The sequence below is a fragment of the Vicinamibacterales bacterium genome (assembly GCA_041659285.1).
Classification (GTDB): domain Bacteria; phylum Acidobacteriota; class Vicinamibacteria; order Vicinamibacterales; family UBA2999; genus 12-FULL-67-14b.
Genome location: JBAZYO010000014.1, coordinates 130820 through 152261 on the forward strand (window position 1 = coordinate 130820; position 21442 = coordinate 152261).

The 21442-nt window shown below is 65.6% G+C and carries 18 protein-coding genes; 4 read left to right on the top strand and 14 right to left on the bottom strand.

Annotated elements, in window-relative coordinates:
• Positions 1 to 205: 205 nt before the first annotated feature.
• A complete protein-coding gene (locus WC815_19805) occupies positions 206 to 3115 on the top strand; it encodes an ATP-binding protein (protein ID MFA5911028.1) in 2910 nt (969 codons plus the stop codon).
• A gap of 2 nt (positions 3116 to 3117) precedes the next feature.
• Positions 3118 to 4587, top strand: coding sequence for a sigma-54 dependent transcriptional regulator (locus tag WC815_19810; GenBank protein ID MFA5911029.1), 1470 nt, complete (start codon positions 3118 to 3120; stop codon positions 4585 to 4587).
• Positions 4588 to 4616: 29 nt separating this feature from the next.
• On the opposite strand, the gene WC815_19815 is transcribed toward WC815_19810, so the two are convergent.
• Positions 4617 to 5126: a hypothetical protein gene (locus tag WC815_19815; protein ID MFA5911030.1), complete on the bottom strand. Its 510-nt coding sequence runs from the start codon at positions 5124 to 5126 to the stop codon at positions 4617 to 4619.
• Between the two features lie 339 nt (positions 5127 to 5465).
• Between WC815_19815 and WC815_19820 the strand changes: the two genes are divergently transcribed.
• The gene (locus tag WC815_19820) at positions 5466 to 6377 is read left to right on the top strand and encodes a HEAT repeat domain-containing protein (protein MFA5911031.1); all 912 of its coding nucleotides are present in this window, start codon (positions 5466 to 5468) and stop codon (positions 6375 to 6377) included.
• Positions 6378 to 6455: 78 nt separating this feature from the next.
• Here WC815_19820 and WC815_19825 read toward each other — a convergent pair whose 3' ends face one another.
• From WC815_19825 to rpsU, 9 genes are all read right to left on the bottom strand, one after another.
• Positions 6456 to 7694: a glycosyltransferase family 4 protein gene (locus tag WC815_19825; GenBank protein MFA5911032.1), complete on the bottom strand. Its 1239-nt coding sequence runs from the start codon at positions 7692 to 7694 to the stop codon at positions 6456 to 6458.
• Positions 7691 to 8743 carry a glycosyltransferase gene (locus WC815_19830; GenBank protein MFA5911033.1) on the bottom strand — a complete coding sequence of 351 codons (1053 nt, stop codon included), beginning with the start codon at positions 8741 to 8743 and terminating at the stop codon, positions 7691 to 7693. Before WC815_19830 ends, WC815_19825 begins: the two co-directional genes overlap by 4 nt.
• 49 nt (positions 8744 to 8792) lie before the next feature.
• A complete protein-coding gene (locus WC815_19835; GenBank protein ID MFA5911034.1) occupies positions 8793 to 9983 on the bottom strand; it encodes a glycosyltransferase in 1191 nt (396 codons plus the stop codon).
• Positions 9984 to 11744, bottom strand: a complete 1761-nt coding sequence (locus WC815_19840) for a glycosyltransferase (protein MFA5911035.1) — start codon at positions 11742 to 11744, stop codon at positions 9984 to 9986.
• Positions 11741 to 12844 (bottom strand): hypothetical protein, encoded by a 1104-nt coding sequence (locus tag WC815_19845; protein MFA5911036.1) that lies wholly within the window; start codon positions 12842 to 12844, stop codon positions 11741 to 11743. Before WC815_19845 ends, WC815_19840 begins: the two co-directional genes overlap by 4 nt.
• A gap of 12 nt (positions 12845 to 12856) precedes the next feature.
• Entirely contained in the window at positions 12857 to 14143 is a 1287-nt protein-coding gene (locus WC815_19850) for a DUF362 domain-containing protein (GenBank protein ID MFA5911037.1), read from the bottom strand.
• A 7-nt stretch (positions 14144 to 14150) separates the two neighbouring features.
• Positions 14151 to 15047, bottom strand: coding sequence for a decaprenyl-phosphate phosphoribosyltransferase (locus WC815_19855; protein MFA5911038.1), 897 nt, complete (start codon positions 15045 to 15047; stop codon positions 14151 to 14153).
• Positions 15048 to 15386, bottom strand: a complete 339-nt coding sequence (locus tag WC815_19860; protein MFA5911039.1) for an STAS domain-containing protein — start codon at positions 15384 to 15386, stop codon at positions 15048 to 15050. It lies immediately after the preceding gene.
• Positions 15387 to 15502: 116 nt separating this feature from the next.
• Positions 15503 to 15700, bottom strand: coding sequence for a 30S ribosomal protein S21 (gene rpsU, locus WC815_19865; GenBank protein ID MFA5911040.1), 198 nt, complete (start codon positions 15698 to 15700; stop codon positions 15503 to 15505).
• Between the two features lie 255 nt (positions 15701 to 15955).
• Here rpsU and purD point away from each other — a divergent pair, with 255 nt between their 5' ends.
• Positions 15956 to 17302, top strand: a complete 1347-nt coding sequence (gene purD / locus WC815_19870) for a phosphoribosylamine--glycine ligase (GenBank protein MFA5911041.1) — start codon at positions 15956 to 15958, stop codon at positions 17300 to 17302.
• 214 nt (positions 17303 to 17516) lie between these two features.
• Here the strand turns inward: purD and WC815_19875 are convergent, their stop codons facing one another.
• The 4 genes from WC815_19875 to WC815_19890 are packed head-to-tail and all read right to left on the bottom strand — an operon-like array spanning position 17517 to position 21329.
• Positions 17517 to 18710 carry an alpha/beta hydrolase-fold protein gene (locus WC815_19875; protein ID MFA5911042.1) on the bottom strand — a complete coding sequence of 398 codons (1194 nt, stop codon included), beginning with the start codon at positions 18708 to 18710 and terminating at the stop codon, positions 17517 to 17519.
• Positions 18703 to 19764, bottom strand: a complete 1062-nt coding sequence (gene rlmN / locus WC815_19880; GenBank protein MFA5911043.1) for a 23S rRNA (adenine(2503)-C(2))-methyltransferase RlmN — start codon at positions 19762 to 19764, stop codon at positions 18703 to 18705. The genes WC815_19875 and rlmN overlap by 8 nt, the downstream gene beginning before the upstream one ends.
• 60 nt (positions 19765 to 19824) lie before the next feature.
• Positions 19825 to 20658: a hypothetical protein gene (locus WC815_19885; protein ID MFA5911044.1), complete on the bottom strand. Its 834-nt coding sequence runs from the start codon at positions 20656 to 20658 to the stop codon at positions 19825 to 19827.
• Complete coding sequence (locus tag WC815_19890) at positions 20655 to 21329, bottom strand: CDP-alcohol phosphatidyltransferase family protein (protein MFA5911045.1); 675 nt, start codon at positions 21327 to 21329, stop codon at positions 20655 to 20657. Before WC815_19890 ends, WC815_19885 begins: the two co-directional genes overlap by 4 nt.
• Positions 21330 to 21442: the final 113 nt, after the last annotated feature.

Consider the following 21442-nt stretch of genomic DNA (forward strand, 5'->3'; position numbering starts at 1 on the left):
TTCAGCCAAATTCGGCACATACTAAGTTTTGGATCGATCCACCGGACGCTTGGATAAGTGTTGAATCGGGTGATGGTGCCAGTGGATTAGCCCTTATTTATCAATGAGTTAGCCGACAGTCGCAAGCCGGGCTCGTGGTATGGGGTTTGCTTTTGTTCTGGCGGATCGACCTGTCTTGTTAGGCACTACTGAACCAACGACGGCCATGTCCGTTTCCGACCGGGACTCCTGGTGGCGCGAGTGGCGGCAAACAGCCTTGCCGGTTGCGGTGACGCTCGGCTTGCTGGCGCTCGGTCTGACCAACGTCATCTTCCGCGCGACCTCCAACGAAGTTGAAGACGGCGTGCTCTGGGTCGAGCGCGCGGTCGGCGTGGTGGCGGCGGAAGTCGCCTCGCCGTCGGCGGCCAGCCGCGCCGGCGTCCGGCCGGGCGACGTCCTGCTCGCCATCGACAACCGCCCGGTTGACGGGCGCCAGGACGTGCTCGACCTGCAGCACCAGTCGAACGCCGGCGCGCTGCATTCCTACACGCTGCTGCGACTCGGCTCCCGGCAAGTCGCGACCGTCTCGCTCGCGCCCATGCCGGCCGGCACGGGCTTGTTCTACTACGTGCTCGCGGCCGTTGGCATCTTCACGTTGCTGGTCGGTGCTGCGGTGCGCGCGCGCCGGCCAACCGATCAGGCGACACTGCATTTCTTCTGGCTCTCCGTCGCCTTCTTCGGCGTGTTCACCTTCTCGTTCAGCGGCCGGCTCGATCGCGTGGACTGGGTGTTCTACTGGGGCGACGCCATCGCGGTGCTCGTGCTGCCGCCGTTGTTCCTGCACTTCGCGCTGGTTTTCCCCGAGCGGCCGCACATCCCCGGTTACTCCGCGCTGCTGGCGCGCTGGCTGCCCGCCATCTACCTGCCCGGAGCGGTACTGGGATCCACGCGCGCGCTGGCGGTGCTGCGTTCGGGCGTGGACCCCGAGTATTTCGTCCGGGTGATCTCGCTGCTGGATCGTCTCGAGTACTTCTACCTGGTCGGGTTTGGCGCGGCCGGTCTTGCCGTGCTGCTGCGCGCGCTGTCGCGCGCGCGTTCGGTCACCGTGAAACGCCAGTTGCGCTGGATCGTGTGGGGCACCGCGCTGGGCGCGGTCCCGTTCGCGCTGGGCTACGCCATCCCCTTCGCGCTTGGCGTGGATCCGTCGATCCCGATGGATCTGTCGGCGATCCCGCTCGGCTTTGTTCCGCTCGCGTTCGCGTCGGCCATCATCCGCTACCGCCTGATGGACGTCGAGATCATCCTCAAGCGCCTGCTGATCTACACCTCGGCCGTCGCCGCCATCGTCGCCATCTACGTGACGATCCTGCGCGCGTCGGGCGGCGACCTGCTCAGCGGCGGCGAAGTGGAGCACCGCTGGGTGATCGCGTTCCTGGCCACCGTGGTGGTCATCCTGCTCGCCAAGCCGGTAAAAGACGGCTTACAGAAGGCCATTGACCGCGCCTTCTACCGCGACCGCTACGACTACCGCCGCGCCCTGGTCAGCTTTGCGCGCGAGTTGAACAGCGACCTCGACCTCAACCGCCTGGCGGACCGCCTGGTCACGCGCGTGAAAGAGACCATCGAGCTGGACCGCATGGCCTTCCTGCTGGCGAACGACGCCGGCGACTTCGAGGTCATTGGCCAGGAAGGCTTCGAGTCGGCCCCGCCGCGCCTGCTGGCGGGGTCTGGCGTCGGCTCGCGCCTTCACGCCGCGCACACCGTCCGGCTCGATGACCCGCTGGCCGCTACGCGCTACACCGCCGAGGAGGTCGAGTTCTGGCGCGACGCCGGGATCTTCTACTTCGTGCCCTGCGTGACCAAGGACTCGGCCATTGCCGTGCTGGCGCTGGGCCGCCGCGCCAGCGGCGAGCCGCTCAGCAGCGAAGATACCGCGCTGGTGACCGCGGTCGCCGCGCAGGCGGCATCCGCGATCGAGAACGGCCGCCTCTATCGCCAGTTGCACCTCAAGGCATCGGAGCTGGACCGGCTCCACGCCTTCAACGAGAACATCCTCGAGTCGCTCGACGATGGCCTGCTGGTGGTGGGACCAGGGGATCACGTCGTGCGCTGGAACGCCGCTCTCGAGCGCCTCTACGGGCCCAAGCGGACCAACGTGCTCGGCCAGCAACTGGATCAGCTCTTCGATTCGCACGTCATCGACATCCTGAACGCGGCCCGCCGCGACTATCCGGGCGGCAACACGATCTTTCGGGTGCCGATGGTGGCCCGCCGCGCCGACGGCGATCAGCGCATGCTGGTCAACATCACCACGGTGCCGCTCCAGACCGTGGCCGGCAGCTCGCAGGCCGGCACCATCGTGATCCTCGAAGACATCACCGAGCGCTCGCAGATGGAAGAACAGCTGCGGATCTCGGAAAAGATGGCGTCGCTCGGCCTGCTGGCGGCGGGCGTGGCGCACGAGGTCAACACGCCACTGACCGGGATTTCGAGCTACACCCAGATGCTGCTCGAGAATGCCGACCCGGCGGATCCGCGCACGCCGGTGCTCGAGAAGATCGAGAAGCAGACCTTCCGCGCCGCCCGCATCGTCAACGGCCTGCTGAACCTGTCGCGGCCGAACGCCGCGGAACAATCCGAGCGCACCGTCGTCGATCTAAACGTGGTTATCAACGACGTGCTGTCGCTGCTCGAGCACCAGTTCGAGAAGGGCAGCATCAAGGTGCGCCGCGAGCTCACGCCCGAGCCGGTCCGCGTGATCGGCTTCGAGTTCAAGCTGCAGCAGGTGTTCCTCAACCTTTTCCTCAACGCCCGCGACGCGATGAGCAGCGGTGGGTGGCTCACCATTTCGACCCGCGCCGATGGCCGGGAAGTGGTGGCCGACGTATCAGACACCGGCAGCGGCATCGCGCCGGAGCACCTGGCCCGCATCTACGACCCCTTCTTCACCACCAAGGCGATTGGCCAGGGCACCGGGCTCGGCCTGTCGATCAGCTACGGCATCGTGCGCGAGCACGAAGCGACCATCCAGTGTGACAGCACGCCGGGCGCCGGCACGCGCTTCGAACTGCGTTTCGCGGCCGCTCCCGACGGCCCCGCCGCCGCGGTGCCCTTGCAGCAGCGAGCAGGACAATAACCATGCGACGTAATGCCTCAGTGCTCGTCATCGACGATGAAGAGGTGATGAGGGACATCCTCGGCACGCTCCTGGAGCGCGAGGGCTACAGCGTGCGCCTGGCATCCGGCGGCCACGAGGGCCTGGAGCTGGCGAAGTCGCTGCCGTTCGACGCCGTGATCGTCGACGTGATGATGCCCGGCATCGACGGCATGCAGGTGCTCGATGAGCTCAAGAAGCACGACGACGAACTGCCCGTGCTGATGGTCACCGCCTACGCCTCGATGGAAAGCGCCATTGCCGCGATGAAGAAGGGCGCGTTCGACTACATCACCAAGCCGTTCAAGAACGATGAAGTGCTGGTGGTGCTGCGCAACGCGGTCGAGCGCCGGCAGCTGGTGGCCGAGAACGTCGCCCTGAAGCAGAACCTGCAGGCGCGCTACCACAAGTTCTCGGGGATCATCGGCAAGAGCAGCCGGATGAAGCAGGTGTTCGACCTGATCATCCAGGCCGCGCCGAGCCGCTCCACCATCCTGATCACCGGCGAGAGCGGCACCGGCAAGGAACTGGTGGCGCGGGCCATTCACCAGAACTCGGCGCGCAGCGATCGCGCGTTCGTGACCGTCAATTCCGGCAACCTGCCGCCGGATCTGCTGGAATCCACCCTGTTCGGGCACGTCAAGGGCGCGTTCACCGGCGCCGTGTATCCGAAGAAAGGCCTGTTCGACCTGGCCGACAAGGGCACCATCTTCTTCGACGAGATCGGCAACATCCCGATCGAGACCCAGGCCAAGCTGCTGCGCGTGATGCAGGAGCGGGAGTTCATGCGCCTGGGCGGCATGGAGACGATCAAGGTTGACGTGCGCATTGTCGCGGCGACCAACGTTGACCTGAAGCACGAAATGGAGGAGGGCCGCTTCCGCGAGGACCTCTACTACCGGCTCCACGTGATCAGCATCCACCTGCCGTCGCTGCGCGAGCGCCGCGACGACATCCCGCTGCTGGTGCAGCATTTCCTCGAGAAGTACGGCGAGGAAAACGGCCGCAAGAACATCGAGGTGGCGCCCGAGGCGCTCGACCTGATGATGGAATACGACTGGCCGGGCAACGTCCGCGAGCTCGAGAACGTGATCGAGCGGGCGGTGGTGCTCGCCACCGGGCAGCGCATCGGCACCGAGCTGATCCCCGACCAGGTGCGCAAGAGCCCGTCGTTCCAGATTCCCCACGTGGTGATGCCGGTCGAAGGCGTCTCGCTGAAGGAAGTGACGGTGGCCTACGAACGCCAGTGGATCGAATCCGCGCTGGAAGCCGCCGGCGGCGTGCAGAAGCGCGCGGCCGAACTGCTGCGCATCAAGCCGACCACCCTCAACGAGATGATCAAGCGCTACGACATCCGCCCGCGGCGGAAGAAGGCGTCGGCCGCTGGGAACGAGCCCGAACCGGGGCCCACCGAGAACGGCGACGAACTCGAGATCGTCGGCGAACCCGAGTAACCGCCGCCGGCGCCCGTCGGATCTGACGGCTACCGCATCCGCGGCAGGCAGGTCTTCATCACCGTCAACAGTGATTCAATCCTGACCTTGAGTAGGGTGATCTTCATGTCTTCGTGGTTGCCGAGCTGGCCCGAAGGAATGCCGGCGTTGCCTGGCGACGTGAGGACGTCACTGCTCGGCAACTCGATGGCCACCCGAAAGCCGCCGTGCCAGCCGCCCGGTTCGCGTTCAACCTCCGACTCTGTCAGATTGGCGATGATGCCTGTTACCTGGATCGTCTCTCCCACGTGATCCGCAAGTCTCGACGCCGCGTTCTCGAGCCAGAAGTGGTAGGGACCGTACCTACCGTTTGGTGAGTCGGCGACCGGCCACACCGTGACGCGGCTGAAGACAAACGTGCCGTCCCGCTCGCCGCGGATCACACAGCCTTGCAGCGTTACGGTGGCGCCGATGTCGAAGTTCTTCTCGTCGTTCACCTCTTGGGCGGCGGTTGACACGACGACGGTCGAGACGACGACGGTCGAGACAATGGCGGCCACGACTGTTCGAACACAACGGATCCCTGTAAGCATCGAGCCTCTGGTGAACGCAGTTCAGAACGAGCGGACGGTGGAGGGTTGGGGGCTTTCGTCCGCGGATTGCCGTAACTCGGAAGCGCAACGCCGGGAATCGGAAGCCGAACCCGGCAGAACCGCTACCGTCGTGGACAATTGCAAGAAGATGGCCATTGCGCCGCAGGTTCTCCGGATCTTCTGATCTCCTGTCACTCACAAAACTGTGGGCGGTGTCCCAGAGTGCGTCACCGGCCGCGATGACGTCAGGTCTCATGCGGGGAGAGTTGTCGGCATTGGACTTGCACCAGCCAAACGCGCGGTTCCATGACGACGATTCTGCGTGCGCTGATTCTGACGGCCTTGTTGCCCGCGACCCCAATCGCGGCCCAGAGTCTGCCCAATGAAATCGTCGGGCAGAAGCTTCCCGTGCCCGGCAACAAGATAGACGGCACGACGGAAAAACTGTCAGAAGTGGAGCGGGAGATCGTCGAGGCGCTGCCGCCACAGCAGCAGGCAGAGCGACTCCTGCAATACGCCATCTCGCATCAGGCGGGCGCGACCGACGAGGTCAGGGCCCGCGTGAAGGGTTGGCGCGGCGTGATCACGACCAGCCCCGCGATGGAGACATTGTTGGACGTCGCCCGCAACGGCGCGGATCTTCGCGTCCGCGCCGCGGCCATCGAGATCGAGCTGGCGGCCATGAACATGGCAAAGACCGCGGCCCAGGTGGACCAGTTGCTCGTGCGCATTGCCGCCGGCCCGAAGGATGCGCGGTCGGAGATCTACACCCTCGGACTGCTGGGGAACCGCGGCGTCGAGACCCATCGCATCCACAACGAGCTCCGCGCGCTCGCGCGTTCCGAGCACGACCTGGTGCGCTACCAGGCCTACGCGGCCATCGCCAATCTCGGGACGGACGACTCGGTGGCCGACCTGGTGGCGGCCTTTCATCACGACCCTTCGTCCACCGTCCAGATTGATGGCGGCGGCTGTGGCGTGGCGCACTGCGGCATGCTGACGCGCGCCCAGCGGATGCTGGCCATTCCGGGACTGCTCGCGATGGTCGATGACCAGTCCCTCCGCGACGGCGTTCGGATGTACGCGTATCGCGCGCTGCGCGAGATCACGGACGAAAGCCTGCCCGACGTTCCGCAACAGTGGCGGGACTGGTACGCGGCCAAGGGCGCTGAGACGCTGGAGAAGTTTCGCGCGGTCAAATCGCCGCCGCGTGATTGAGACCGGCATCAACCGGACTCCGCACCATCGCCAGGCGGCCGAACTGCAACGCCAGGGCGATGGCCAGCACTACGGCGATCACCGGCGCAGCGACCCGATCAGGCGATCGTACTTGGACATGATCACATCCCAGCGATAGTTCCGCTTGATGTACTCCTTGCCGTTGCGGCCCATGCGCTCGCGCATGCGCTCGTCGGCCAGGAGCAGCTTGGTGCACTCCAGGAACTCCTCGCGGTTGGCGTAGAAGAGTCCGGCGTTGCTGTTCACGCAGTGCTCCACCAGCACTTCCGACCGGGCGTTGCACAGGATCGGCGTGCCCACCGCCATGGCTTCGAGCGCCAGCAGCGACAGGCTCTCGAACGGCGACGGCACCACGACGATGGTGGCGGCTTCGAGGGCCTGGAGGCGCTCGCGTTCCGAGAGCAGCCCGGCGAAGCGGACCCACGGCACTTCGGGCAGCTGCATCAGCTTGACGCCCATCAGCGTCAGCGCGGCCTCGCCGCCCTGCTCCTTGTAGCTGGTGAAGTACTCGATCAGCTCCTCGCAGCCCTTGCCGGCGTCGATGCGGCCGCCGTAGAGCAGGAACTGGCCCTGCAGGCGATGGCGCCGGCGGAACTGCGCGCCGCGCGCCCGCAGGTGCTGCGGCAGCCGCTTGTGGATCTCGTCGTCGTCTTCCGGCTCGGGTTCGTCCGCTTGGGCCGCGTCCTGCAGCAGGTCGACGCCGCAGCCCACGGTCTCTTCGGCCGCCGAGCGGAACTCGAAGGTGGTCTTCAGGAAATTCTTCTCGACCTCGGTGTTGAAGGCCACCGCCGAGGGCTTGGCGAACATCTCGCGATAGATGCCGAGGTGAATCGCCGGCTCGTCGTGCGCGGTCGGCACCAGGATGCTGCGCGCCGGGTCGATCTCGAGGCCCAGCACGGTCGGCGCGTACAGGTAGGTGAAGAAGATCAGCGCGTCGTAGTGCCGGTGGTGCTTGTTGAGGTACTCGATCAGCGCCGGGCACCACGGCCCCTGCTGCTCGAGCCACGACATCTCGTCGTCTCGCGTGTGCGGGTGGTGGAAAATCCAGTCCGAGTACTGGTTGAAGGCGTTGATGTCGCGGGTGTGGGCGTTCTTGAACCGCCGCACCGTGACGCCGCGGATGCGGTCGTTGCCCTCGGGATACTCGTTCTCCCAGGTGATGTAGTCGCGCGCGCAGGTGGTCAGGACCTCCACCTCGTGCTTGGCCGCGAGCCGCTCGGCAATCAGCCGGCAGTGATACTCGGAGCCACCAAGAATCTCGGCGCCGTAGCGCTGGACGATGAATGCAATCTTCACGATGTCAGCCTTTCGAGCTCGCGGCGGATCCGGGCGTCGCCAAAATCGTTCAGGCGGGCGCGCTGTCCGGCAATCACTTGAGCCCTGAGCGTGTCGTTGTAGGCGAGCTCCCCGAGGAGCTCGGCGGCGTATTCGAGGTCTTTCGGCGCAAACTGCACACCGGCCCCGCCCAGCGTGTCGGGCACGGCGGTGGAGGCATAGGCGAGCACCGGCACGTCCGCCGACATCGCCTCGAGCAGGGGCACGCAGAACCCCTCGTGCTCCGAAAGCGAGATGTAGACGTGCGCCGTGCGGTAGTAGGTGGCCAGGTCGTCTTCCGTTACCGGCCCGGTGAAGATGAAGCGGTCTTTCGGCATCTCGTACTCGTGCACCAGCTGCCGGATCATGTTGTAGTAGCGCGGAATGCCGTCGGTCCTGCCGACGAAGATGAAGCGGTAGGCGGTGTCGACGTAGCGCTTGTAGTGCTCCGCCATGCGGATGTGGTCCTCAATCTTCTTGTTGGGCGCGATGCGGCCCACGAACAGGAAGTTGAGCAGGGGGCCGTCGGTGAGCATGTGCTCGAGGGTCGGCACCCTGGGGGCGTTGGCGATCTTCTGCGTGTCGATGGCGATGGGGAACACGCCCGTGTTGGTGAACCCCATGTCTTCCAGTTCCTGGCGGTTGTATTCCGAATCGCCCAGCGCCACGTCAGTGTGCCCGGCCAGCGTCCGCAGGTCTTCGCGGCTGAGCGCGCACAACCGGAAGACGTTCGGATCGTAGGGCGCAAAGAAGTGCGCCGGTGTCACGTTGTGGTACTGAAGCACGCGCCCGCGCGGCAACCGCGCGAACTCTGCCGTCATCGGCGAGACCAGGGCGAAGTGAAAGATGGTGAGATCGCCACGCTTCGCCGCCGGATCCGTCCATTCGCGCACGTCGCCGCGCAGGTCGTCGTCCATGGTCATGGCGTAGATCTCAGACTCGTGCCCCAGCCCGCGCAGCAGTCCCCGCACCCGGCGAGCCGAGTCGCCGATGGCGTCGCCCTTATGGGCAGCCGGGACCCACTGATTCACAATCACCACATCACCAAGTCACGAAATCGCCAAGTCCCGCATCGCCCCGTCATTCCTCAGGCAGTGCCTTGAACGCAGACGGTCGATACAGCCAAATCTCTTCCAGCTCTTCCTGGAGCCTGACGTGGTCCCAGAAGTCGAACGCCACCGGCGGATGCGGCCGGCGGGGCGTGGCGAGCAGCTGATCAACGAACTTGAGCAGCGTGCCGCCGAAGTCCTTGGCCTCCAGGCGTTCGAGCGCGGCGAACTGGCCGTCGATGATCCGATCCTGCAGGTCGCGGTCGCTGGTGATGGCGTCGATCAGCGCGGCGACGTGCAGCGGATTCTTGTCGGTGTAGAGCACGCCGGCGCCGTCCATGGTCGCCGGCACCGCGGTCGCCGCGTAGGCCAGCACCGGCACGCCCATGTGGAACGACTCGACCAGCGGCACGCAGAAGCCCTCGTGCTCGCTCGCGCACAGGAACACGTCGGCGAGTTCGTAATACGCGGTCAGCTCCTCGTTGGCGACGTGGCCGAGGAAGTGCACGTCCTCGGCGCCGATGTCGACAATGAACTGCTGCACCATCGCCAGGTACTTCTCGAAGCCGCCGTACGAGCCCACCAGCAGCAGCCGTGAGCGCGGGTTGAACCACTGCTTGTAGGCATGGAAGCAGCGGATCACGTCTTCGATGCGCTTGTTCGGGATCACGCGGCCCACGAACAACACGTTGACCCAGCCATCGTCGTACTGCTTCGCCTGCATGTAATTGGCGGGGCCGGCGAGGTGGGAGAAGTCGGGCACCACCGGCAGCACGCCGGTCACCGGGAAGCCGATCGCCTCGAGCTCCTGGCGGTTGTATTCGGAATCGCCCAGCGCGAGGTCGCAGCGGTCCTTGTAGAAGCCGAGCTCGCGGCGCCCGAGGTAGCACAACTTGACGAGCATCTTGTGCACGTCCACGAAGTACTCCGGCGGCGTGATGTTGTGGTACACCAGCGCCATGCGGTCCGGCAGCGCGTAGGCGACGCGCGAGGCCCGCGATCCGATCGAGAAGTGGTGGATCAGGATGTTGTCGGGATGGCTCGCGGCGGGCAGGTCGCGGTAGTCGAGCGTCAGGTCCTCGAGCCGGTGATCGGCAGTCTGGACGAAGATCTCCGACTCGTAGCCGGCCGCGCGCAGCACGCGCTGGATACCCAGCACCTCGTGGCCGATGGCATCGCCGTAGCCCAGCGTGGCGAGTACCTGGTGGATGGCGATGGCCATCTACCTCGCCGCGCCTCCGCCGCCGGTGCCGCTGCTGTTCCCGCCATTGCCACCATTGCCGCCGCCGGGCCGCCGGCGCCGCTGCGGACGCCCGCCGCGCCGGTTATCACGGCCGCGGTTGCCGTTGGGCTTGCCCTGGGCAGAATCGTTCGGTTTGCCTTGGGCAGCGTCGTTAGGCTTGCCGCCCTCGGGCCGTGATTGATTGCCGCCCTGGGGCCGGCCGCCCTCGGGCCGTGGCGCCTTGCCCTGAGCCGAGCCGGTAGGTTGGGCCTGCGGCGCACCGGTCCTGGGCCTGCCTGGCGCGCCATCCCGGCGCTGATCCGTCCGGCGCCCCTCGGGCCGCGGGCCTCGCTGATCGCGGCGCTGATCGCGGCGGTCGCCGCGCGGCTGGAACCGGGGCTCCTGCGCAACGGGCGGGCGTTCGATCGCCGGCTGCTGCCGGACCACCGGTGACGGCCGTGCGGCTTCGGCCTTGGGTTCCCGATACGGTCCCGCGGGCAGTTGTTGGACCACGCCGTCTGCCGGAGGGAGCGAGCGCCGGCGGCGCGCAAACCACCCGGCCATCGGCTCCATCGTCCGCGACGGTGTCTCCTTGGACAGCTGCTGCAGCATGTCCACGTACTTCTTTTCGATCACCGGCCAGGCGTAATGGCGCTCGAAGAACGCGCGGCCGTTGCGGCCGAGGGCGGCCTGCAGGCTCGGGCCCGCGTCAATGGCGCGCAGCGTTTCCGCGAACTCCTGGAAGTTCTCGTAGAAGAGCCCCGCGTTGCTGCGCAGGCACTGGCCCTGCAGCACGTCGCACTTGGCGTTGGCGAGCACCGGCTTGCCCATGGCCCACGCCTCGAGCGCGACCATCGACAGGCTCTCCAGGTACGACGGCATGATCAGCAGCTCGGCGGCGGCCATCGCATCGTACTTGTCCTGATCCTCGAGGAAGCCGAGGTGGTGAATGCGCGGGTGCTTGGGAATCGGCACGTGCGGCGTGCCGACCAGCACGAGGTGCATGCCATCGACCAGGGCGGCGCTGTAATGCTCGAAGAACTCGAACAGCTCGACGCAGCCCTTGTTCTCGTCGATGCGGCCGACGTAGATCGCGAAGCGATCGCGCATGTCGAACTTCTGCCGAAACCGCCCGGCGTTCGACCGCTCGGGGATTTCCGAGCCGATGCCGACCACCACGCCCGGCACCGACTGGTTGCCCGATACGCCCTGGATCAGCGCGCGCTCCTCGAACGAGTTGTACATGAACGCGCGAACGCCGCGGAACACCGGCGGGAACAGACCGAGGCCGAGGGCGCCGTCGCGCTCCGCGGTCGGCACCAGGATTGCCTTCGACGCCACGGCGCGGGCGCCATGGAACGAGTGGTGATAGCGGAAGCTGAAAAAGATGAAGAAGTCGTAGTCCGCTTCGTGGGCCTTGATGTGGTTGATCAGCGCCGGGCTGGTCGGGCCCTCGGCGTCGAGCCACGCCAGTTCGTCACGGAGTGAGTGGGCCTGCGTGAAGACCTTGTTGGACCACTTCGCGAAGTCAACGGGGTCGCGTTCGACCGCCACCGGGAAGCGGTGCACGGGAATCCCGTTCACCATCTCCTTGCCTGCCGGCAGCTCGTTCTTCCACGAGATGTAATCGCGATGCGCGCACGTGGTCAACACCTCGACCTGGACGTGTTTCGCCAGGTGCTCCGCCACGTAGCGTGCATGCTGCTCGGCGCCGCCGTTGATATCGGCGCCGTACCGCTGGACGACGACCGCGACCTTCACTGCTTGCCGTTGTCGTCGGAGGAAGCGGGGGCATCGGGCCCGACTTCACGGCCGGAGGCCGCTTCCGCCTTCGCTGAAGCTTCGGCGGACAGGTCGTCGAGGTCTCGCCGTAGCTCGCCAGAGTTTTCGCGAGCGGAGGCGGACGCATCAGGTGCTGCCTCCACCGTTTCTTGAGTATCTTGCGCGTCGAAGTCTTCCGGACCTTCGTCGGCGTCGTCGTCGGCGCCACCGGCATCGTCACCTGCCGCGCCCGCGGCACTTGATGCACCTGACGCACCCGCCGCCCCGGCCGCGACTCCCTCCGCCCCGCCGCGGCGTCCGCGACGCCGGCGCCGGCGCTTGCGGCTGCCGTCGCCCTGGCCCGGCTGCGGGCCCTGGCCCTGCGGTCCGGTTCCGGTGGGCACGAAGCCCTCGAGTGAGCCACCCGTCGCCGGCGCGGCGGCCGGCTCGTCGTCATCGCGGTCACGCTCGCGGCGGATCGGCGCGTTGATCACCTCGGGCCGGTATTGCACGACGCCTTCGAGGGCGCGGACGCGGCGCTCGCTGAAATCGAGCCGGCTCGACAGCGACTCGACGCGCATGCGCAGGTTCTGCGCTTCGATGCCCATGCGGGTGGTTTCGAGCACGAGGTTGTGGAGCACCTCGTAGTAGAGCGCGTTCCACTCGGCGCGCGAGCGGTCGAACTCGATCTTGCGGCGCGACTCGCGCTTGAGCAGCATGACGTTGAATTCCGCCTGCTTGTGGATCACGTGCAGCAGGGGATTCGGGTTGAACATCAGCTTCAGCAGCGGGTTGAAGATCTTGCGCATCAGGCGCAGGATGCCGCGGTGCGTGGCGAAGATGTCCGCCTCGTCGGCGGTGTAGGGCGGCGTGATCGGCGCCGGCTCGGTGTTGACCGCCGGCCGGCTCTTGCGGAACTGCTCGAGCAGGTCGGAGCGGAGGTTGCGCGGCTCGAGGAACTTCTCGAGGCGCACCGACGCCAGCTCGCGGATTTGCTCTTCGGTGTAGTCGGCGCCGCGCTTCTCGAGAATGCGCTGGCGGATCTGCTTCATGATCTGCTCGACGTCGACCGACTCGGAACGAATAGTGAACTCGCTCATCGACTTAGGACCTCAGGACACGGACTTCGGCTGCTGCCGCCGCTTCCGGCTGGCAAACTCGGGTGCTTCTGCGATGCAGGTGCCGAGGATGCCGAGTGACTGCTTGAATGCGTGCATGCCGGCACGCGTGATCGCGGCGGGCGACTCGCCCACCTGCGGAAAGCCATTGGCATCGGGAGTCAGCTTCTCCCAGTTCTCGAACAGGCGCCCCCACGGGCTGGCCAGCGCCTCGCGCATCTGGCGCTCGGCGTTCATCGGGTACCAGAAGCTGTCGTGGTAAATCACGCTGGCGATGTAGGCCCAGGGCGCGAGCACCGTTTTCAACGACCACTCGATCGGTTTGCGCAGCGGCCCCCAGTAGATGTGGTGCTGCATCTTCGAGGCGAAGGTCATGTTCTTGAAGGGACCGGTGAACTGCCAGTTTTCCTTCGCCGCCTCGAGGTCGCCGACGATCTCGAGGTCGCGCGGGTCGCCGCAGCCGAGGCCGCGGTCGTGCGCCAGCCGGATGTACTTGATCGACATCGGGTCCATGCCCATCAGCTTGGCCGCCACCGCGTCGATGGCGACCTGGTCCGAACTGGCCAGCATCACGTTCTTGACGTGCGGCACCATGCAGCGCGGCCCGGGGCCGTCGCCGGCGAAGGTGCCGTCCATCACGGCGAACACGCCGCGGTGGATCTTCTTCTGGATCATCAGCAGGTCGACGAGGGTCTCGTGGATCACCGGGTGGGTCCAGTGGCGGCGCTCGTTCAGGAGCCCGCCAAACGCGTTCTTCATCGCCCCCGTCGTCGTCGTGAAGACGTGGGTCTTCACGGTCGGGAGGTGGATGATGTTCTCCCCGATGAAGCGCTTCGGGATCATGAAGCCGTCGGGGTAGACCTGGTTCAGGCAGAGGAACCGGTCGGCGAGCTCGCTGCCGACGGCGTCACGGACGTTGATCCAGGGTTCGTTGCCTTCGTAGAGGTGGACGTTGCGGATGCCGTGGGCCCGCACCACCGGCAGCTGCTTGTTCTCGGCTTCGCCCAGGTGGGCGTCGATCACCACGGTGCGGTTGTGGCAGGCATGGATCAGCGACGGGTCGTAGCCGTCCTGCTTCATCGCGCGGATGACGCCGTCCAGCTGCCACGGCGTGGTCGAGCAGCCGGGGAAGAAGAAATGCCACGAGATGTTGACCTTGAGCGCGGTATCGGCGTCCTTGGCGATGACGTCCTGGTAGCCGGCGAGGTTCATCACCGCGTGCGTGTCCCGGAGGACCGTCGCGGGCGAAGTCTTGAGTATGGCGACTTTTGAACGCGTCACGTGCCAGTTACGACGCGTACGGCCGATAGATGATCAGGACTACCGCAATGCCCCACAACGCCACGCAACTTAGCAGCGGGCGATCCCGCAACAGCATGTCCGAGGGGCTGCCGCCGCCGTGCTTGCGATGCACGAGGTACAGGTACCGGAAAATGCCGTAGATCGGGAACGGCGTGGTCAGCACCAGCAACGGGGTGCCAAACCGCTCGGCCGTCTCGGGGCTCGCGCAGTAGATGACGTAGACGACGAGTGTTGCCGCCGCCACGATCGCGATCATCTGATCGAGCAAGTACGGATCGTACTCCTCCAGAATTCGCCGGTGTCCCGACGCCCCATCGGCCAGCGCGGTGATTTCGTGCCGCCGCTTGGCCAGGCCCAGGAACAATGCCAGCAGGATGGTGCAGACCAGCAGCCAGTCGCTGATCGGCACTCCGATTACCAAACCACCTGCCACGGCCCGCAACACGAAGCCTATCGCGATCGTCATCACGTCGAGGATCACGACATGCTTGAGCACGTGCGTGTACAAGACGAAGAGCGCCAGGTACGCCGCGGCAGTCAACGCAAATACCGGCCGCAGCGCGTACGCGGCGGCCAACGCGGCCACGCTCAGGCCAATCGCCCACGCGAGGGCGGTGCCGGCGCCGAGCGCGCCTGAGGCGATCGGCCGCAGCCGCTTGAGCGGATGCCGGCGATCGGCCTCGCGATCCGAGACGTCGTTGATCAGGTAGACGCACCCGGAGAGCACGCAAAAAATCAAAAAGGCCGCCGAAGCAAGCGCCAAGGCGGCCGGGTCGAGCAATTTAACGGCAAAAATCAGCGCCGCAAAGACAATAAGGTTCTTGGTCCACTGATCCGGGCGGAGCGAAACGATCAGATTCGCGACCTCGGACCGCGTTCCCACTTACTTGTAGCTCTTGACGGCTTCCGCCTCCGAATCGAAGGTGTCGAATACCGTCAGCAACTTGGTGATCGACAGCAGGTCTTCGATCCGCTTGGTCAGGTTCAGCAGCTTGAGGCTGCCACCCTGCCGGCTGACCGTGGTGTAGGTGCGCACCACTTCGCCGAGGCCCGCGCTGTCGATGTAAGGCACGCCTTCGAGATTGAGCAACAGCTTCTTCTTGCCGGCGGCCAACAGGCTGTTGATCTTGTCTTTCAGCAACTCGTCGCCCTCGCCCAGGGTCATCTTGCCCTTGAGGTCGAGCACGGTCACCTCGTTCACGGTGCGTTCGACGATTTCCATTCGCTTAGTTCCCCTGCGTCGAGAAAACCCTTACAACACGGGCGTTTAGACGCCCCAAAAAGGTGCCGAATGTTACCACATTGCCGGCGGCGCGCGGCCGCCGGCAATGTGTAAGGCTATTCGCTCTCGCGTCGTGCTTTCTTGCGATTACGCTTCCGGGCGAGCGCCTGCTTCGCGCGGCGCTTGTCACCGGGCTTCAAGTAGAAGGAGTGCTTCTTGATGTCCTTGATGATGTCTTCCTGCTGCACCTTGCGCTTGAAACGTCGCAACGCGCTTTCGATCGACTCACCTTCCTGCAATTTCACTTCGGCCATCTGTAGTCACCCCCTCTCGACCAGAATTCATCCGGATCGTCACATCACGAGATCCGGGTCCCCTCGGCGCCCAATTGGCGGACGGGACAAGTATGCTAGGCTATCACAAACACAGACCCTGCCCACACCACAAACCAGGGCAGCCGATGACACGGATTGCACAGATAAACACTGTGTTATCTATTACTTACAGATACAGTCGCCGGGTTGTTCAACTCGGTTCTTCACGTAAAAGTCATTCGCCCTAACAATCCAATGCGCATCCTCGTTATTGGCTCCGGCGCGCGCGAGCACGCCCTGTCCTGGAAGCTGGGCCAGGAACCGCAGGTTGACTACTTACTCTGCGCTCCTGGCAACCCCGGAATGCATGTGGAGTCCGGCGCCGATGTGGCGTCCGGCTTCAGCCGGACTATTCCCTTCAATACCGTTCCCCTCGACATCCTCGACATCGACGCAGTGGTCCAGCTGGTCGAGCGCGAGCGGATCGATCTCACCGTGGTGGGCCCGGAAGCTCCGCTCGGACGCGGGCTCGCCGACCGGCTGGCCGCCGAAGGCCGGCGCGTGTTCGGCCCGACCCGCGCCGCCGCCCAGCTCGAGACCAGCAAGGCCTTCGCCAAGGACTTCATGGCGCGCCACCGCGTGCCCACCGCGCACTACCGTGTCTGCACGAGCGCGGAAGAAGCAACGGCCGCGATCCGCTCCGGAGAATTTGGTGATGCGTTGGTGGTGAAGGCCGACGGTCTGGCCGCCGGCAAGGGCGTGGTGGTGGCGCCGGATCGCGCGACGGCCGAAGCCGCCGTGCACGCCGCCATGGTCGATCGCAGCTTTGGCGATGCCGGGGCGCGCGTCGTGCTCGAGGAGATGCTGACAGGACCGGAAGTCTCGTTCTTCGTCGTCGCCGACGGCGAGGATTTCGTCCCCCTCCTGTCGGCGCAGGACCACAAGCGGATCTTCGACAACGACGAAGGGCCGAACACCGGTGGGATGGGCGCGTTCTGCCCGAGCCCACTGATGAGCGCCGCGCTGCAGGAGCGCGTCGTGCGCGAGATTGTCAGGCCCGTGCTCAACGGGATGGCCGCCGAGGGCACCCCGTACCGCGGGTTCCTCTACTGCGGCCTGATGCTGACGCCCACCGGCCCGAAGGTGATCGAGTTCAACGTCCGCTTCGGCGATCCTGAAGCGCAGGTTGTGCTTCCCCTGTTAAAGGAGCCGCTCGCCCCAGTCTTGTTGGCCGCAGCCCGTGGGGAATTGAAGTCGCCGTCATCTGTGCCATCTGCGGCCCTGGTTGATCCGGCGGCATCTGTGTCGGTCGGGGTCGTGTTAGCCGCCCATGGCTATCCCGGCGACGTTCGCTCCGGCGACGTCATCACCGGCCTGGACGAGGTGGCGCGCGACTGCCCGGATGTGTTGGTGTTTCACGCCGGCGTGAAACAGCGCGGCAACGACCTCGTCACCGCCGGCGGCCGCGTGCTCACCGTGGTGGCCACGGCGCCGTCGTTCGCGATCGCCATCGCCCGCGCCTACGAGGCGGCGAGCAAGATCCACTTCGACGGGATGCAGTTCCGGCGCGACATCGGCGCCAAAGCGATCGGCGCCGGATGATTTGTTGATCTCGTGATTTGGTGATTGGATGATTTGGGTTGCGGAATTTAGGAATTTAGGAATTTAGGAATTTAGGGACTTGGACTTCGGGACTTGGGGGGATTTGTCGGCTATCCGGAATCACCCACCCCTTAAATCATCAAATCCGTGACCAAAATCATCCAATCCCGTGACCAAAATCATCCAATCACCAACTCACGAGATCAACAAATCATCAAGGCGTGAGTAGCGCGTTGACCGCATCATCGATGTGGTTGCGGAAGGTGTTGGTGTTGTGGCCCTCCGGCACCTCGAGATAGGCCACCGGCGCGTTGACGCCGTCGAGCGTGGTGCGGAGGCGGCGGGCGCCGTCGATCATGGCGTCGTAGACCCCGCCGAGCACGAAGAACCGGATCGACACCGCCGACGCGCGCGCCTTTGCCTGGTTGGCAATCAGCGACGCGACCTGTTCCGGCGGCGCGATCGACGCGCACAGGCCGAACAGCGACGGGTACTCCACCGCCAGGTCCACGGCGCCATACCCGGCGAGCGAGCTGCCCAAAATGATGCGGTGGTCGGGCGCCGGAAACGTCCTGAATCGCTTGTCAACCAAGGGCACCAGCTCCGACGACATGAAGGCGCGCCACTTCGGGTTGCGCGAGTACTCCTCCTGCCGATCGCCGGGCTCCGAGAACACCGCGATTACCGGCGGAATGGCCCTTCGCGCGATCAGCCGGTCGAGCACGCGCGGGACATCCATCTTCTCGACGTAGTTAGCGCCGTCGAGCACGTAGATGACAGGATACAGCGTGTCGGTGGCGGCGGCGCCTGCCCCGAGCGCAGTCGAGGGGTAGCCGGGCGGGAGGTAGAACCACACGCGGCGTGGGCCGCCGAGCGATCGCGACGTCACCGTCTCGGCGATCAGCTCTCCGGCCGGCACCGGAGCGGTGTCGTCCACCTCCGGCTGCGCCTCCCAGAACGGCATGCGGATCTCCGAGCGCGGCCCGGCATAGGCCTGCACCGTGCGCGGGTTCAGCGGGTCGGCGACCGTGTCCTTGTCGAAGAAGAACACATACTCCGCGCGCGCGTTGGTGTACGAGGTTCCCTCGAGGTACGACCAGCTCGTGCCGTCGATCCGGGTCATCTTGCCGATCGCCATGTCGTAACCCTGCGGCGTCGCGGCCCAGGCGTTGAAGTCGCCGACAACCCGAGGCGTGACCCCGTTGACGTCCTTGGCGAAAAACACGAGGCGGGTCTGGTTTTCGATGACCGGCGTGCCGCCCTTCGCGGCCACGAAGCGTTCGACGGCGGCCTCGCGCTGATCCGAGTCGAGGTCCGGTAGCTGTCGCTTGAGCGCCGTCCACGTTTGCGGCTCGCCCGCGCAACCGATCAGGGTCAGTGCCAGCAGCACCAATAGCGCCTTAGGCACTCTTGGCACCTTTGCCCCCCTGTCCTTCGACAATCAGCTGCCCGCAGGCGGCCCGAATGTCGCGTCCCCGGCTCTTGCGCACCGACACGTTCAGCCCGCGGTCGGCCAGGATCTTCGCGAACGTGTTGATGGCCTCGTCAGATGGCCGCTCGAACGGGATGCCCGGCGCGGCGTTGAGGGGCAGCAGGTTGACCTTGGCCTTGACGCCCGACAACACCTTCACCAGCTTGCGTGCGTCCTGCGGCGAGTCGTTCACGCCGGCCAGCATCACGTACTCGAACATGATGCGGCGGCGCTTGCTGAGCGGGAACCGCTTGCAGGCGTCGATCACGTCCTGCATCGAGTATTTCTTGTTCAAGGGCACGATCGCCGCGCGCGTTTCCTCGGTGGCGGCGTGGAGCGACACGGCCAGGTTGGGCATCAGCTCTTCGCCGGCCAGCTTGTCCATCATCGGCACCAGGCCCACGGTCGAGAGCGTGACCCGCTTCGGGTGGAGCGCCAGGCCTTCCTTCTCGTTCAGCATCCGCAACGCCTTCATCGTCGAGTCGTAGTTGTGCAGCGGCTCCCCCATGCCCATCAGCACGATGTTGAACGACTTGTCGAGCAGGTCCAGCGACTGGGCGAGCAGCCGCACCTGTGCGGTGATCTCCGCCGCCGACAGGTTGCGAATCAGGCCCATCTTGCCGGTGAGGCAGAACGCGCAGCCCATCGCGCAGCCCACCTGCGTGGACACACAGAAGGTCTGCGCGGGCGTGTCCGGGATGAACACCGACTCGATCAGCCGTCCATCCGCCATCTTGAGGACGAACTTCTGCGTGCCGTCTGAAGAGATGTCGCGCTTGACAATGGCCGGGATCGAGACCGTGGCCTTTTCGACCAGCGCCGCCCGCAGCTCCTGGCCCAGATCCGTCATCTGCGCGAAGTCGGTGACGCCGCGCCGCCAGATCCAGCGGTAGATCTGCTTGGCGTGAAAGCGCTTGTGGCCGAGCGACTCGACGAACGACTCGAGGTCGCTCAACTCCATGCCGGCAAGGTCCACGCGCTCTGGCGCCATCCTCCCAGTGTAGCGAAGTTGAATCTGCGGCCGTTTTGAATCTGCGGCCCGGCCATTGGCTTACTGCATGAAACGGGCGCGAACCGAGGCCAGCGTCCGCGTCATCGACTCGCGGGCCGTGCTGTTGACGATCGGGCGGATCAGCGCGCCGATGATGGGCGGCAGGTCGCGGCTGAGCGTCAGCGACTCAATCTCCACGATCACGCCGTCTCCCGCCTGCTGGTAGCGCCAGTAGGAGTTGAGCCGCCACATGTAACCGTGGTCGTTCCCTTCAGGAAGGGCCCGCTCCTGCGGCGTGCCGGCATTCTCGATCTCGACGATGCGCGTCGAGATGCTGTTGCTGTAGGCGCGATCCGGCGAGAGGCGGTGGTAGTCCACGTCGTACTCGGTGTCGTAGACCACCGTCACGAACTTGGTGCGGCGCAGCCGGAGGAACACCTTCTGCGAATCCCCATCCCGCGCCACCACGCGGGACGACAGGACATCCTCCTGCTTGTGCTTGTCGGACTGCGGTTCCTGCAGCACCTTCAGCAGCAGGTCCAGCGACACCTTGGGAACGAACACGGTGCCGCGCCAGTGGTTGATCAGGCCGCCTTCGATGGCAATCTCGCTCGCCGAGTCGTCTCGCGCCACGCCGCGCGTCACCACAACCTCGCCCCGGCGCAGCGCCGCCATCGTCCTGGCCTGCTGCGCCGCCGGCTGCCGATCGATGTCGAGGAACGGGCCGGGTTCGCGCAGCTCCTTGCCGATGCGCGCCTCGACCGCGGCGACGTAGCGCGCGAAGCCTTGCGCCGTTTTCAGTTGCAGAATTGCTTCCAGCGTGTCCGCGGAAGCGGTGGTGGCGATCGCCGCCAGCCCGGCCACGACCATGGCGCGGCACACATTTCCCGTCATCGTCGCGTCGTCTCCTGGAGGTACAACGCGCGCGCATTCACGCCGCTGGTGATGACAAAGGTCATGGCCATCCCGGCGATGCCAAAGATACCTCCGAGATCGAACAAACGGACCTCGAAAAGTTCAAAGGGCCTGACGATGGGAGCGGCGATCAGGGCGACGGCGCCCGCCGCCAGCACGAGGCGCAATTCGGTCGGCCCGACGCCGAGAAACGCCATCTTGAAGATGCCCCGGGCATGGGTGGCCAGGTAGGCCTCGGCCGACACCAGGAAGAACGCCGCGACGACCAGCGCGGCAATGAGCGGGCTCATGTGTCCCGACGCGGCAATTCCGGCGAACAGCATGGCGGTGCCGGCCAGGTCGATCACGTGGTCCACGTAGTAGCCGTAGCGGGGCCGCAGCTGGTTGCGGACGCGCGCGACCGTGCCGTCGAGGCTGTCGCCGAACCAGTTGAGGGCCAGACTGATGGCCACAAGGCCCGCACCAGCAACGGGATCCGACCGGGTGAGCCAGAAGGACGCGCCGGCGCCGGCCATGGCCGCCAGCCCGAGCGCCGAGAGGTGATCGGAGTGAACCCAGCGGGGCAGGCGCTCGGCAATCCAGATCAGCAGACGTTTTTCAGACGCCGCGAGCAAGCTCTTGTGCAGACGAACGTGGGTGGCGGTTGGCATTTCGAAATCTCCCTCACTTCGAAATGTGCAAATGGCGCCCAAAGCGGCTCAAGTGATATGATCTCGAAGTAACTCTTTCTGCCGTAACCACTTAATCTGCGGCAGGTTCCCAC

Excerpts from the sequence above, each read along its gene's own strand:
- WC815_19805 (MFA5911028.1), top strand. The coding sequence starts at position 206 with ATGTCCGTTTCCGACCGGGACTCCTGGTGGCGCGAGTGGCGGCAAACA.
- WC815_19810 (MFA5911029.1), top strand. The coding sequence starts at position 3,118 with ATGCGACGTAATGCCTCAGTGCTCGTCATCGACGATGAAGAGGTGATG.
- WC815_19820 (MFA5911031.1), top strand. The coding sequence starts at position 5,466 with ATGACGACGATTCTGCGTGCGCTGATTCTGACGGCCTTGTTGCCCGCG.
- WC815_19835 (MFA5911034.1), bottom strand. The coding sequence starts at position 9,983 with ATGGCCATCGCCATCCACCAGGTACTCGCCACGCTGGGCTACGGCGAT.
- WC815_19845 (MFA5911036.1), bottom strand. The coding sequence starts at position 12,844 with ATGAGCGAGTTCACTATTCGTTCCGAGTCGGTCGACGTCGAGCAGATC.
- WC815_19860 (MFA5911039.1), bottom strand. The coding sequence starts at position 15,386 with ATGGAAATCGTCGAACGCACCGTGAACGAGGTGACCGTGCTCGACCTC.
- rpsU (MFA5911040.1), bottom strand. The coding sequence starts at position 15,700 with ATGGCCGAAGTGAAATTGCAGGAAGGTGAGTCGATCGAAAGCGCGTTG.
- purD (MFA5911041.1), top strand. The coding sequence starts at position 15,956 with ATGCGCATCCTCGTTATTGGCTCCGGCGCGCGCGAGCACGCCCTGTCC.
- rlmN (MFA5911043.1), bottom strand. The coding sequence starts at position 19,764 with ATGGCGCCAGAGCGCGTGGACCTTGCCGGCATGGAGTTGAGCGACCTC.
- WC815_19885 (MFA5911044.1), bottom strand. The coding sequence starts at position 20,658 with ATGACGGGAAATGTGTGCCGCGCCATGGTCGTGGCCGGGCTGGCGGCG.
- WC815_19890 (MFA5911045.1), bottom strand. The coding sequence starts at position 21,329 with ATGCCAACCGCCACCCACGTTCGTCTGCACAAGAGCTTGCTCGCGGCG.